This window comes from Bacillus sp. JAS24-2 (genome assembly GCF_008274905.1).
GTDB lineage: Bacteria > Bacillota > Bacilli > Bacillales > Bacillaceae_G > Bacillus_A > Bacillus_A cereus.
The window spans coordinates 497,609-510,443 of the sequence record NZ_CP031069.1; the positions used below are offsets into that span (position 1 = coordinate 497,609).

Below are 12,835 nucleotides of genomic sequence, written 5' to 3' on the forward strand. Positions count from 1 at the left end.
AATAGTTGGACAAATTCATTTAAAAAAGCAGATGAATTTAGGATTGATCTCATCATTATTGACGAAATCGATTGTTTAAATTTTCCCACACTATATACAACGACATCACACTACTTCCGAAAATTACTGTCTTATTTGTATCAGACGCCAGCAAATGGCAAAATATAATTCATTGTAAACTATCGAATCCATTTCCTACCCATACTATATAATAAATTAATCCAAGACTCCGGCAATAACATATATGAGTGTAAAGAATACTTCAATCACTCCCTAAAGAGAAGCAGGTTGAGGTTCTTGAGAGTCAAGCTTATTTTGAAGCTGTGGCAAAGATGATTGAACAAAACAATTTAATTCTTTTAGAACAGATGAAAGCTCTACAGCTAATTCAGAAATAACAAACTTATGATTGATTAACTCTACATATGCTTCCATAAATAATGTATCTTTATTTATACCTTCAGCCTCTGTTTGTGCAGGGGCTTTTGTTATGCGTTGATTCATATTTTGAATTTGAATAGTTTCTTTCACATGTATGAATAGATCCTCTAATAAACCTGGTGTAGACTCTAATTCTTGTTTTTCAATTTCCTCTGTGACAGCACTTATAAATTCCCACAGTACTTTTGCACCTAGTAGTTCTGCTAATCGTTTTTCACGCATTTCAAATGTTTTCATGTTCATATTTAAACACTCCCCTTATCTAATATTTTCTTAAAAATATTTAATAAATTATTTCGTTTTAGGAAAACAATATAGAAACATAACTTATCACGCTCTAAATTACACAAAACGTGACATTAATCTTCAAAAAAAAGAGTCCAATCAAAATTTAGTGCCTTAGCTATATTCTTTGCGACAGGAACACTTGGATTTCTTTCACCACTTTCAATCATTGCATACATACTTCTAGATATTCTTGCCTTATATGCAATATAATCCTGTGTTTTCTCTCTATATTTGCGTTTTTCTAATAACCATATCCTCATTATTCCCCTCCTTTTCTTGTCACAAAATGTGTAACTATTGATTATATTACATAATAACAAGTATGAAATCAATGTTTTTTACACATTTCGTGTACTTTGTTAAATGTTACAAATTGTGACGTTATAATTGATATAGAAAACACATAAAAGGAGGTAGCATATGTTTGGCACTAGACTACACACTCTTCGAAAAGAACGCAAACTGCGTCAAGAAGACATGGCAAAACAACTAGGGATTGCCCGAACTACATATGCAATGTATGAACAAGGAAATCGTGAACCCGATTATAATACATTGATAAAATTAGCCACTTTCTTTGAAGTATCAATTGATTACCTCCTCGGTACAACTGAAATAAGACAAGTTACAGACATACAAGATCCTGACCTTTATCAATGGTTTAAAGATATAAGCAATGCGACTCCTCAAAAGCGTGAGGAATTAAAAAAGTTTTGGGAGTTTATAATACAAAGAGAAGACTAAATTATTTAAAAGACCTCCACCTTGACAGGGTGGAGGTCGTGAGTTCGAGCCTCTCCGGGGTCATACTGAAACCTCTTGATATTCAAGGGGTTTTCTTATGTATAACAGTTGATTAACTGCGATGAAACAGCTCTTTTGGGGCAGAAACTATTTTTTTAAATCTTATCTCTAATTTAATTTATAGTATACGAGGGATCTGCTGCACTTATTTTTCGACATTTCCGCAATATAAGTAAAAGTAAAATAGATAGAGCAGGGCAATATCGATATACAGCTACTGTGTTAATAATAAATCCACTTTTACCTATATACAAAAATACTACTTTTCGAATATCTCCAAATATAGTTATTGAAAAAGCTATAATATTACTGTTCCTTGCAGCTATTACAATCTATTTATTATTTATAAAGCCTATATATTAGAAGTTGTTTTTTATTTTCATTATAGGAATCTTCCTTTCTTTTTGATTACCATTATATTAGTAAACACTGTTCGTTTTTCTTCATTATATTTATTTTCTTAAATCAATAGTTAGCTCATCTGGCCCCCCTATGTTCTTATCCAAGTTATCCGATACTTTCAACCTGTTATAACAGGTTCACCTCCTTTGTTATTACAAATTTTCTACTGTTCTCCATTCGTTTAAAGAGGTTCCTTAATGATTAAAAATCAAGATGTTCTGCCCCCTAATTTAATCGATATAACACCACATAAAAAGAAAGTATTTACATTTATTAAATAACAATGTTAAAATTTTGTAATGTTGAATTTTAACAATTTCAACCTATTTATATGAAAAAATGATTAGTTTTTGGAGGTTCTAAATGAGGACATTAGGTATAAGGGTTGCCCCAAAATGCATATACTTTTCCGTTATTGAATCAAATGGTGCAATAGATATCTTAACAGTTGATAGCATACATGTACCCAAAGCTTTAGATGTGCCAAGGTCCCTTTCTTTTATTCGTACTACAATCATCTCTATTATACAAGAGTATGGAATTACAAAAGCTGGTATGAAAGTATACGAGGGGAACGCACAAAGAACAAACCCTTTCCGCTTAAATATAGAAGGTGTAGTACTGGAACTTTTAGCTAACTCTTCAGTTGAAAATTATTTTGAAGGGTATATCAGCTCGATTGCCAAAAGATTAGAATCGAAGCCTCAAGAAATAAAGGCTGTACTTGATGCTGAACAAAATCCTTTAGAAATACCAGATTGGTCTCAATATAAAAAAGAACAAAGAGAAGCCATTTTAACAGGCATTGCCACTTTGTTTTAAAAAGCAGGTGAATTGATTGTCATTATTAGTAACAACAGAACTTAAATTTAAACCGATAAAAGAAATTGGACAAGAAGGAAAAAATTCCGATGTTCATCTCGTACACGACCCACAATTAAACGCTGAGTTGGTTGTAAAACGAATTAAGAAGGATAGTATGAAAGTAGAGGAATACTTTAAAGAAGCTCACATTTTATATAACTATCCACACCCTAACATTGTTGAAATCAATTACGCTTCATCAGAAGAAGATTATGTATATATTGCTATGCCACATTATAAGAACGGATCTATCAATGCTCTTATGAAACAAAAATCCTTAACCGTTCGTGAGATTATTCAATATTCTTTAGACTTTTTATTAGGTCTACATTTCATTCATACACAAGGGCTTATCCATTTTGATGTCAAACCTACTAACATATTAATTAATCACTCCAATCGAGCTTTAATAACCGACTTCGGATTAGCCAAATATATTGATATTGATGCTACTGCTAGTCCTGAAATGACATATATGCCACAGCAAACACCTGAATCCATAACTCAGCAGGATCTGACTCTTCACGCCGATATATACCAATCAGGTATTACTTTATATAGAATGTGCAATGGTAATGACGTGTTCAGGCAACAACTAACTCAATATCACTCTATGGATGCATTTGATGACGCTGTAAAAAAAGGAACTTTTCCAAATCGAAAATTTTACTTACCACATATACCAAAGTCACTTATCAAAGTCATTAATGATATGATGAAGCCGGATCCAGACAAACGACCACAAAACCTTCTCATTACAATAAATGCTTTATCAAAAATTGACAAAAATTTAGATTGGGAATACACTATTGATAACGAATCGCGAACAGAAGTTTGGTCGTTAGAGAAAGAAAAAACTAAAGATAGTATAATTTTATCCTTTAATGGGCAGGAATGGTCTACTAAAGGCGAGAAATTATTAAAGACATCCGGAAATACTCAGCAAATTCATGCTTTTAAACACACAAGTATCACTTCACAAGCTGATGCATATAATATAATAGCGAAAATGATTTCTAACCACACATAATTAATATAAAAAGGAGGATTGGTTAAATGAAAAAGATTAGTGTAGGAATAAAAACTATATCGCGAGAAAATTTAGCCAATCCGTTCCTTAACGATACAGTTAAAAGTCGATTAAAAGCTAAACAAGCGGTTAACCTTGAAAATAACTCAACGGTAGTCAATTTAGGTAACGGCTACGTAAAACGAGTAGTTATCGATAAGTCAAAAACTTATTAATAAAAAGAGAGTAAGTACTTTTACTTACTCTCTTTTTTCGTCTTTTTAACCTTTAAATAAGATAGAGACCATCACTTGATTCCTCATTATGTATAACCATTGATTATGTCTTTAATTTAGTCTCTTAGCAATTTTTACGTGAACTATTTCACCTTTCGCTTATTTTTCTTAAACATGTTTTTTATAATCACATGCAGATCGTCTAATTCATCTCCTTGTAATATATCTGATACATCATTGCTGCTAATTTTTCTCGGACCTCTAGCCCCTTCCATCATATAACCTTGTTCATTTAATTTAACAGCTACTTTCGAAACATTATTATCTAAAGCATACTCATATATCGCCGCTGTTTCCAAAGAAATCACTTTATAGTTTAAAACCAATTCAATAAAATCATTTAATTTTTCAACCTGCTCTTTCGCTTGCTGTAAGTTCATTTTTTCCTCCTCACTCATCTCCTGTGAAATGTGAATATATAAATTATATCATTATTTTCAACTTCCATTATAGAAATCACCCAAAAGCAGGATAGAAGAATTAATGGAACATTTTTCAGGTATTAAGTTGAGTTGTTTGTTTTGTATATTCAATGTAGTATTGCATTAATAGTATGCCGTACTGCATTGCAAAGGTACAGTATATAAGGACTCATAGAACGTTACTTTAAAAACCATATTTCCCCTAAAATTTTGGAAAGGAGCTACGACAAGCTCTATCATATATTCTTTTAAAACATTAACATGCTCAGCAATATGAATTATGAAGAAAAAAATACATGATAAAAGGATTTGATTACTTTGAGAGAAAAAAAGATGATAAATACTATTAACACTGATTCAAAAAAACTCCCCAAGATTCCTCTACATATACAAGAATTCCAAATTTTAAAACTATTATTAGAAGAATTAGTACAGGACGAAATAGTATTCATTGAAGGTTTTTCTAAATATTCTTTAGATGTCTCTTCTAAAAAGTCTAAGGTCACCCTTCACCTTAGAAGTGAGATTTCCCCTGATCCAATCTTGGTGATTTCTGCAATAAGCATTTTCCCAAGTAATCAAGGGAAGGGAAGTATTGTTATTGAATGGTTTAAGACATTCGCGAAAGAAAAAGGCTTTGAACGATTAATACTACAGGAAGTTGTAACTGAAGAAGGTTACAACTTTGCATTAAAAAATGGGTTTACAAAAGTGGTTAGTCTATACACAGAACTATTTGGTGAACCGAACAGTATTGACGGGGATTATGAATTTACATTTAATGTGAAAAGTTAACGAGTATTTTTTGTGATAATGTTGACCTTTTATATAAAACTATCCTTATTATTTTTTACCCTTAGCCTTTTGTTTATCAGCCATAATGATTCCTCCTGTTTCAAGTTTCTTACACAAAAATGCAGCAAGAGTAAGGTACCTTACTCTTGCTGCATTCTGTTCCTTCACATCCTAACAGCATTTTATACCCCCCACTGCTCTTTTAATTTATTCACAAGTACCATAGCCTTCCCACTATCTTTATTTATATCTGGATGAAACTCTTTTGCTAATACTCGATAAAATTTCTTAAGCAGCTTCCATTCCGATTCTGTGTAGTTACTAATTGAAGACTTTTGATAACTACTGTCATCCGATCTATTGTAGTTACTATTAAAATGTTCTTTGTAACTACGTTTCTGATAATCCTGTCTTGCTTCATATTCATTTTGCAGATGCTCTCCATATTTCCTATTTCTCATTTGTCCAAAGATGTCATAGCAACGATCATAAGAACCTTGTCCATATTTACTTTCAAAGGCAACCTTCTTCTTGCGATACGTACCAAAAATCTCGCTTTGTTCCCGCGTTATCTTATATTCTTCTGTTTGTTCAAATTCAGCCTTTACCCTATTAATGATAGGCTCTAACTTAACATAGACCATATCCCACAATTCTTTCTCTGTGATTCCCATTTCTTCTAACTTTTGATTTAATCTCGTTTTGTTAATAAAATCCCCTGGCCACAACTCTAACAAGCCATAATACCCCATAGTAGCAATGACCCACTGTTTCTTATTAACTTTCCCCTGCTCTCTATAACTATGATGAATACTTATTTTGTAGGCTTTCTTAATCGGCCTTTCAATCCGTATCGCCGTACGATAGCCATATAACACTTGTCCATTGTCCAGATTCATTTTCGTTACTTCTAATTGCTTATATGTGGGACTGATTGATTCTTTCTTTACACTGATTTCTTGTATCACACAAAACATCATTATGCTCCTTCCATGTAGTTACTATGTCAATATCCTTAGTAACTACTATAAAAAATAATAGACATGAGATACACTCACGCCTATTACTTTCTATTTCCGTGTATTAACTTGCCACAATACTTTTGGGATGTCTCCGTCACTCTCCACTTTCCTTATCCATAAATGACGATATAAGGTATCCACCAATCACATAGATATATCATGAACCTTCAACTTGTTCTTTCTGTTCTGCTATCAATTTCCCCCTCTTCATAGACTGCATATTTTACCATCTTATTTTCTTAATAAATTCTAAATATTTTTTGGTTTTCATGACCACATAATCAAAAGTCTCTGCCTTAGCAATCACCTTCACATCGCTTGGCTTTATTTCTCCCGTATAATGTTTTTCTCTCCATACTATCCAGTGGCCATTAATATAATCTATATACACATCGGATATGCGGCTAATCGTTGTAAAATACAATTGACCTGATATTCCTACAAGTAAACCTATACTTTTTGCCTTTCCATCCATTTGTTCAATATCCGTTTGTTGGATACCTAAACTTCTGGCTCCCACATAATCACTCCTTTTTATATTTATTTATGTAAAAGTTCCCCCACTTCCCCCACTTAGCTTTATCCCTTGTGGCTCTAAGACTGAATGTATTCCCCTTCTAAATCCCACTTGTTCCCGTTCCCCCAGTTTAGTCCGCCTTTTCTTACTAAGTGGGGAACTGGGGGAACACGGGGTTCCGCCGTTTCCCACCGCAATCCCTTGGTACTCTAAGGCTCATACCCTTTTTGGGGAACTGGGGGAATATTTTCAAGAAAATTTATTTCTCTTTTCTTAAATGAGGATTCACAACTATTATTTCTTTTTTTCCTTCTTTAATTTTTCGAATACAATTCCTTTCCTCTAATTCACTTAAAAGAACTCTTAACTTATCTGATTTAATTCGCTTCTTTGTAGCCTGTTGAATATCTCTGTAAAGAACTTGTGCGGATTCCTTCCTTTTGAATATGTTCCAGACGATTCAAGCCAAAATAACGGTTAAAAAATAGCGGTTATGCTCAATTCATGAGTTAACCGCTTATATTCACATAATATTCCGTGTTTTCAAGTGGTTTTAAGCCACCCTATGTATTATTTATCAATAAGTTGTGATAAAATCTATTTGATTTTAATATTTTTTGTTGTCCATATGAGAGTTGGCGCTTTCGTATGGATTTTTTATTTCTATCACTCTTTTCATATTAATTTATTTAACCAACGGTAAATTACGCATGATATTAGCACGCTTTAATATTTCAGCTGCCCTTTTCTCCAATTTGCTTATAGCTTCTTTCTTTTCTTCCGCTGTCTCTGGACGATAATATCCACTTCTGCCAATACAATTTCTTGAACCTATTAGGTAACCATGCTTTTCAATTAATCTTCTTACTGTGGCCCTAACCTCTTCATCAGTTCCTCCAATCGCTGCAATAATATCCTTAACGGTTCGAGCATTTTCCTTTCCATAACTAATAAGTGATAAAACCTTATGCTCCCGTTCGGTTAATGTATTTTGTTTGTTATTCATATTTATTCTCCCTTTCATAGATTTGTAGCTTGTCCATCTAAACACTGTAATTCTTTCTTTGTCATCCAGCGGTCCAGTGTTTCTTTTCGAAATAGTTTTCTTCTACCTATACGAATACATGGTAGCGAACCATAAATACTTTCTTTGTAAACTAAGTCTAAAGATACACCTAAATATATAGCTGCTTCTTTTGCTGTAAGTGTAGAGCGTTCCATTAACTCACCTCCTTTTTAATTTCTTCAATTACTGCAATAACTTCTTGCTTACGTTCAGGTTTCATTTCCTTTCTCATCCAATGATAAAAAGTATTTTCATGAATCCCTAATCGTTCTGCTATAATCCATGTTGGTATTTTCCCCTTGATTTGTCTTATATCTTCATTACGTTTAAACAATCTTTTTCACCCCTTCACATGTACCTCTTATTTTCAAGATTTAATGTTGTAGTTGTTGTACTTTCATTTTAATTTGATATACTTTATATGTCTACAACTTATATCCCGAAATTTACGCGGTACAAGAAAGGTGTATATATATGAATGAAATTATTTCATTTCCTACTAACTTTATAGTTCTTTCTGATTATGAAATTAAAAACGATGTTGTGCTTCCTACAAAAAAAGCGCTAACTGATTATAAAGAGGGAACATACAGAACGTTCAATCCTATTTCAGATGAACAAGTTATTTATGCAGAAATTGCAAAAATTGATGTCGATGACAAAAAATCTATTTTAAAGTTTGTAAACGAATTTGGTATACCTACAACTAGCAACGGTTCACATTTAATTACTGATAAAAACCATATTTTAAATCTTGCATTAAACTTTACAGAATTATATTTAGGGATAAATTTAATACAAAGTCGCACCAAAACCTGGGGATTTTTAAAACAAGAGAATGGTTTTTTTGAAGCTATTTATGAACAAGATTGGTACCACCAAAAAGTACTTGAATCAGCAAATATAGAAAAAAATAACTATACAATTAATAAACTAATTGAATTATTACTTTCCGAAGATCTCTATGATATAGAGGACAAAATTGAAAGCATCACAAATACAGACACATATAAATTTAGAAACAGCAATAACACATTCTCAAATATCTCTACAGAAGAGAAGGTAAAAGAGGTTTATGTAAACAAAATAAATAGATGGTCTAAAGGATACGATAATTTTTCCATAGTAAATGGCCAAATAAAAAAAGAACTACTTTTTAATGACCTGTTTGATGTCGCAAACTATCAATTATCTGAAGCCATATTACAAAATAAAGAATTAAAACACTGCGAAAACTGTGGTCATTTATTTGAGCCTGCACATGGTAGCCAAAAATTTTGCTCACCATTACCAGGACGAAAAAGAAGTACATGTGAAAACACCTATAACCAACGTTTAAAACGACAACGAAAGAAAGAGCAAGAACAGGCAAAGAAATAATTCCATAATTAATAAAGGAGGTTTACTTATGAAAGGCTCTCTCGAAAAGCATGGTACTAACTGGCGTATACGTGTAACAGTAGGATATAACGAAAAGGGCAATCCTATCAGACGTTCGAGAATAGCATCTTCAAAGAATAAGCGGGAAGCAGAAAAAGAACTTGCTTTGTTTATTGCTGAAATAGAAGCAGGTGAATATATAAAGCCGCAAAAGATGTTATTCAAAGATTTTGTTGAGGAATGGAAGAAGAAATATGCTATCAATAACCTTTCTCCTCAAACATATGAAACGTATTGCAGTCATTTAAAGCTACGTATCTTACCTTCTCTTGGGAATATGAAATTAGAAGATATAAAACCTATGCACTTAATCACTCTTGCAGATCACCTTAAAAACGATACTCGTAAGGATGGTAAAGAAGGTCCTTTATCCCCCGCTACTATTAATTATGTAATACGTGTCATTAAAAATATTTTTAAACGTGCTCATGAGTGGCAGTTAATAAGAAAAAACCCTGCTGAAAAGCTTACAAAGCTAAAAGACAATTATCAAACAAAAGAGCCTTATGACTTAGAAGAAACAAGACAAATTATGAGCCTTTTGGAACAAGAAGAAACAATGTATCAAATTCTATTCCAGTTAGCCATTATGACAGGATTTAGACGTGGTGAATTATTAGGATTGGAATGGAAAGATATTAATCTTGAGGATGGCACTGTAACTGTACGCCAATCAGTATCATATGCAAATAGTCAATACTATATAAAAGAGCCGAAAACGAGAACGTCAAAGCGTACGATCTCTATACCTACCTCTCTCGTTGAAAAGCTGAAAAGATATAAAAATGATTGTAACGAAAAACGGTTATCTTGCGGTGATCTATGGGAAGCTGGTGAATATTTCTTTGTATTTTCTTCTTGGCATGGTAAACCCTTATATCCAAGCCATATTACAAAGAAGTGGCACAAATTTACGAGAAGCCATGAACTAAGACATGTTAACTTTCATGGTTTACGCCATACATCTGCTACCCTTCTATTAGAAGCAGGAGAAAACATGAAGTTTATTTCCAGCCGTTTGGGCCATTCAAGAATTAATACAACTATTGATATTTATACCCACTCACTTCAATCGGCAGACAAAGGAGCATCAAGTAAATTAGAATCTTTAATTACTTCCATAGAACCAGCAAAAGTAAATTAGAGTGCAATGTATATTGCACTCTTTTATTATGTAAAAAAGTATTACATATTAATTTTTCTTTTATAATTCTAATAGTTCTTTTTCTGCAATCAAATATAACAAGTTAATCAGTATTATGAGATGATATAATGGATAATGATACATAGTAATTTTTTGTTCTATATAATTTCAAAATAAAACAACTATTAAAAATCGAGGTGCATTATGAACATATTCATTGATTCAAATATCATTTATAGAGACCCTTTTCTAACGAAAGGTTTCAATAACGTTCTGAACAGATTAGCAAAACATGAAGATGTTACATTATTCATTAGTAAAGCTGTATATATGGAGGTTCTAAGAGGCCATAAAGTTTTCCTTGAAGAACAACTAAAAGCTGCTAATAAAATTCATAATAAAATAAGCCGATACTTAATTGAAGATAAGCAGAACTTTACTATTGACATCAAACTTGAAGATTTATTACAAGACTTCGAGAATCAATACCTACAACTTCAAGAGGAAGCAAAACTTAAAATAATTGATTTTGATAAAGATGTATTAGAATTTGTCGTTGAAATAGATATGTATGAAAAAAGCCCTTTCATTAAAAAAAATGAAGTACAGAACAAAAGCGGTGAAATGATTCCTTATAAGAAGAAAGAAATTCGGGATGCAATTATTTGGTACTCATACCAAGTTTATATTAAAAATAACAACTTGGATAATTGTTATTTTCTCTCCAATAACACAAATGAATTTGGCGATGAAAATGCAAAAGACATTCCAAATAACGAACCTTATAATCTCCATCCAGAACTTAATACTGATCTTTCTATAATTCCATATAAAACTACACAAGGTTTCCTTACCCACAATGATGAAAAAGTAAAGGAATTATTTAAAGATATAAATGAACTTATTTTGTCTGAAGAATTATCTGAAAAAATTGAAGAAGAACTTAATAATGGATTCGCAGAAGAACTGATTGATAAGTATTTTAAAGAACAAATTTTATCAGAAACACAAAATTTCATCTCAAATAAACAACCAGATGATATACATGATGATTACTTTATGGCAGGATATATTGATCCTAATGTATCCTCAGATATCCTTAACGTACAAGTTGCTGAAATTGAACTCTATGGTGGAGAATTAACTGTTGCATTAGATATTGAAGTTGATGCAGATGTAGATGTTTATTTATTTAACCAAGGTTATGACGATAGGAATGAAAAGTTCCAATACTATGCTACAGATACCATTAAAGTTGAAGAAAGTATTATCTTTATTATCCCAATCAATACTGAAAAAGAATTAATTGAAGAGACATTTTCTTTAAAGGAATATATAGGAGACGTTGAACCTAACAATTTAAATATTGAATTCCTTCAGTGGACTAATACAAACCATAGAAAAATGTTCGACATCGAGCCTGATTTTGAAGAAATAAAATAGCAAACAATATCATTCTATTATTAAGGATTAGAAAAAGTATTTAAAGCAACTACTTTATACTGAAAAAATCACTACCTTAGATTTGCCCCTATTAATCGAGGCTCTACAAAATTATAGAAAACAAAAAGAGAGTATTCATATACAGATGTATACTCTCTTTTTCTATATGCTCCACCGAAAAATGACATTACAAATCAGTTTTGTTACTGCCATAACACCCTTAAGAGCTATATTAAAACGAAATACATTACTCATAAGTTAAAATTATTAATCAAATTATAGAACAGGTGCAAATAACTGAGAAGCCTTATTTACTTTACTACCTTTTTATTTTCCTTTTTCTCTTCATATTAAATATCTACTGTAATGTATTAGTGCTACTATTCTTGACACATTATGATTTGGGGCAGAAATGGGGCAGAACGCTGCAATTTTATATCAACCTCAAACTTATTCAAGCCTTTACTAATTCGATGAAGCACTGCTACACCAACGTTTATCATCCATCATCTGTTATAATCATAAAAGATTATCTACTTTGACAGGGTGGCGGTCTTGAGTTCGAGCCTCTCCGGGGGCATAATTGTAGAAACCGTGTCACATTAACGTTTGATGTGTTTTTTATTTGTTTACTTTCATGCTCTATAGAGCCACTGGTCATAGAATTGGTCACATTACCTACAAAATCTCTTCTATTTTATTAACTGCATCTTCTTACATGGTTGGCAATACATGTGAATAAGTGTCTAATGTGATTTTGATATTACTATGCCCTAACCGTTCGGAAATCACTTTCACACCTTTAGCCAATAATATAGTCTCATGCGTATGACGTAAATCATGGAATTGAACAATTTATTAAAGTTGGTAAAATCGTATTCT

General features: G+C 32.0%; 16 protein-coding genes and 1 pseudogene. 8 read left to right on the plus strand and 9 right to left on the minus strand.

All coding sequences use genetic code 11. The features are described from left to right. Positions 1–273 precede the first annotated feature (273 nt). Positions 274–684, minus strand: a complete 411-nt coding sequence (locus DN407_RS29455) for a hypothetical protein (protein WP_098615863.1) — start codon at positions 682–684, stop codon at positions 274–276. Between the two features lie 116 nt (positions 685–800). After that, positions 801–989: a helix-turn-helix transcriptional regulator gene (locus DN407_RS29460; RefSeq protein WP_149217032.1), complete on the minus strand. Its 189-nt coding sequence runs from the start codon at positions 987–989 to the stop codon at positions 801–803. A gap of 160 nt (positions 990–1,149) precedes the next feature. On the opposite strand from DN407_RS29460, the gene DN407_RS29465 reads away from it, so the two are divergent. The 4 genes from DN407_RS29465 to DN407_RS29480 all read left to right on the plus strand — a co-directional run bounded on the left by DN407_RS29465 (position 1,150) and on the right by DN407_RS29480 (position 4,044). Then, complete coding sequence (locus DN407_RS29465; protein WP_149217033.1) at positions 1,150–1,473, plus strand: helix-turn-helix domain-containing protein; 324 nt, start codon at positions 1,150–1,152, stop codon at positions 1,471–1,473. Positions 1,474–2,298: 825 nt separating this feature from the next. After that, positions 2,299–2,757: a hypothetical protein gene (locus DN407_RS29470; protein WP_149217034.1), complete on the plus strand. Its 459-nt coding sequence runs from the start codon at positions 2,299–2,301 to the stop codon at positions 2,755–2,757. 16 nt (positions 2,758–2,773) lie between these two features. Next, positions 2,774–3,829 carry a serine/threonine-protein kinase gene (locus DN407_RS29475; protein ID WP_149217035.1) on the plus strand — a complete coding sequence of 352 codons (1,056 nt, stop codon included), beginning with the start codon at positions 2,774–2,776 and terminating at the stop codon, positions 3,827–3,829. Positions 3,830–3,855: 26 nt separating this feature from the next. Beyond that, positions 3,856–4,044, plus strand: a complete 189-nt coding sequence (locus DN407_RS29480; RefSeq protein WP_149217036.1) for a hypothetical protein — start codon at positions 3,856–3,858, stop codon at positions 4,042–4,044. 143 nt (positions 4,045–4,187) lie between these two features. Here DN407_RS29480 and DN407_RS29485 read toward each other — a convergent pair whose 3' ends face one another. Further along, the gene (locus tag DN407_RS29485) at positions 4,188–4,484 is read right to left on the minus strand and encodes a hypothetical protein (protein ID WP_149217037.1); all 297 of its coding nucleotides are present in this window, start codon (positions 4,482–4,484) and stop codon (positions 4,188–4,190) included. Positions 4,485–4,859: 375 nt separating this feature from the next. On the opposite strand from DN407_RS29485, the gene DN407_RS29490 reads away from it, so the two are divergent. Further along, the gene (locus DN407_RS29490; RefSeq protein WP_149217038.1) at positions 4,860–5,321 is read left to right on the plus strand and encodes an N-acetyltransferase; all 462 of its coding nucleotides are present in this window, start codon (positions 4,860–4,862) and stop codon (positions 5,319–5,321) included. Between the two features lie 182 nt (positions 5,322–5,503). Here DN407_RS29490 and DN407_RS29495 read toward each other — a convergent pair whose 3' ends face one another. The 5 genes from DN407_RS29495 to DN407_RS29515 all read right to left on the minus strand — a co-directional run bounded on the left by DN407_RS29495 (position 5,504) and on the right by DN407_RS29515 (position 8,260). Further along, entirely contained in the window at positions 5,504–6,298 is a 795-nt protein-coding gene (locus tag DN407_RS29495; RefSeq protein WP_149217039.1) for a hypothetical protein, read from the minus strand. 268 nt (positions 6,299–6,566) lie between these two features. Then, a complete protein-coding gene (locus DN407_RS29500; protein WP_149217040.1) occupies positions 6,567–6,863 on the minus strand; it encodes a hypothetical protein in 297 nt (98 codons plus the stop codon). A gap of 682 nt (positions 6,864–7,545) precedes the next feature. Beyond that, entirely contained in the window at positions 7,546–7,866 is a 321-nt protein-coding gene (locus DN407_RS29505; protein ID WP_255446533.1) for a hypothetical protein, read from the minus strand. Between the two features lie 14 nt (positions 7,867–7,880). After that, on the minus strand, positions 7,881–8,081 hold the full coding sequence (locus DN407_RS29510) for an excisionase family DNA-binding protein (RefSeq protein ID WP_149217041.1): 201 nt from the start codon (positions 8,079–8,081) through the stop codon (positions 7,881–7,883). Further along, positions 8,081–8,260 carry a hypothetical protein gene (locus tag DN407_RS29515; protein WP_149217042.1) on the minus strand — a complete coding sequence of 60 codons (180 nt, stop codon included), beginning with the start codon at positions 8,258–8,260 and terminating at the stop codon, positions 8,081–8,083. The genes DN407_RS29510 and DN407_RS29515 overlap by 1 nt, the downstream gene beginning before the upstream one ends. Before the next feature lie 140 nt (positions 8,261–8,400). Here DN407_RS29515 and DN407_RS29520 point away from each other — a divergent pair, with 140 nt between their 5' ends. The 3 genes from DN407_RS29520 (at position 8,401) to DN407_RS29530 (ending at position 11,953) form a co-directional block, all read left to right on the plus strand. Further along, complete coding sequence (locus DN407_RS29520) at positions 8,401–9,306, plus strand: DUF6076 domain-containing protein (RefSeq protein WP_149217043.1); 906 nt, start codon at positions 8,401–8,403, stop codon at positions 9,304–9,306. A 28-nt stretch (positions 9,307–9,334) separates the two neighbouring features. After that, positions 9,335–10,510 (plus strand): tyrosine-type recombinase/integrase, encoded by a 1,176-nt coding sequence (locus DN407_RS29525; protein WP_149217044.1) that lies wholly within the window; start codon positions 9,335–9,337, stop codon positions 10,508–10,510. A 204-nt stretch (positions 10,511–10,714) separates the two neighbouring features. After that, positions 10,715–11,953, plus strand: a complete 1,239-nt coding sequence (locus DN407_RS29530) for a PIN domain-containing protein (protein WP_149217045.1) — start codon at positions 10,715–10,717, stop codon at positions 11,951–11,953. Between the two features lie 714 nt (positions 11,954–12,667). Here DN407_RS29530 and DN407_RS29535 read toward each other — a convergent pair. Further along, positions 12,668–12,805 (minus strand): annotated as a pseudogene (locus tag DN407_RS29535) (tyrosine-type recombinase/integrase); the annotation flags it as partial. Positions 12,806–12,835: the final 30 nt, after the last annotated feature.

What these genes read in the sequence shown, in the direction of transcription:
- DN407_RS29530 (WP_149217045.1), top strand. Translation starts at nt 10,715, where the DNA reads ATGAACATATTCATTGATTCAAATATCATTTATAGAGACCCTTTTCTA.
- DN407_RS29455 (WP_098615863.1), bottom strand. Translation starts at nt 684, where the DNA reads ATGAACATGAAAACATTTGAAATGCGTGAAAAACGATTAGCAGAACTA.
- DN407_RS29510 (WP_149217041.1), bottom strand. Translation starts at nt 8,081, where the DNA reads ATGGAACGCTCTACACTTACAGCAAAAGAAGCAGCTATATATTTAGGT.
- DN407_RS29525 (WP_149217044.1), top strand. Translation starts at nt 9,335, where the DNA reads ATGAAAGGCTCTCTCGAAAAGCATGGTACTAACTGGCGTATACGTGTA.
- DN407_RS29460 (WP_149217032.1), bottom strand. Translation starts at nt 989, where the DNA reads ATGAGGATATGGTTATTAGAAAAACGCAAATATAGAGAGAAAACACAG.
- DN407_RS29505 (WP_255446533.1), bottom strand. Translation starts at nt 7,866, where the DNA reads ATGAATAACAAACAAAATACATTAACCGAACGGGAGCATAAGGTTTTA.
- DN407_RS29480 (WP_149217036.1), top strand. Translation starts at nt 3,856, where the DNA reads ATGAAAAAGATTAGTGTAGGAATAAAAACTATATCGCGAGAAAATTTA.
- DN407_RS29495 (WP_149217039.1), bottom strand. Translation starts at nt 6,298, where the DNA reads ATGTTTTGTGTGATACAAGAAATCAGTGTAAAGAAAGAATCAATCAGT.
- DN407_RS29485 (WP_149217037.1), bottom strand. Translation starts at nt 4,484, where the DNA reads ATGAACTTACAGCAAGCGAAAGAGCAGGTTGAAAAATTAAATGATTTT.
- DN407_RS29470 (WP_149217034.1), top strand. Translation starts at nt 2,299, where the DNA reads ATGAGGACATTAGGTATAAGGGTTGCCCCAAAATGCATATACTTTTCC.
- DN407_RS29490 (WP_149217038.1), top strand. Translation starts at nt 4,860, where the DNA reads ATGATAAATACTATTAACACTGATTCAAAAAAACTCCCCAAGATTCCT.
- DN407_RS29520 (WP_149217043.1), top strand. Translation starts at nt 8,401, where the DNA reads ATGAATGAAATTATTTCATTTCCTACTAACTTTATAGTTCTTTCTGAT.
- DN407_RS29465 (WP_149217033.1), top strand. Translation starts at nt 1,150, where the DNA reads ATGTTTGGCACTAGACTACACACTCTTCGAAAAGAACGCAAACTGCGT.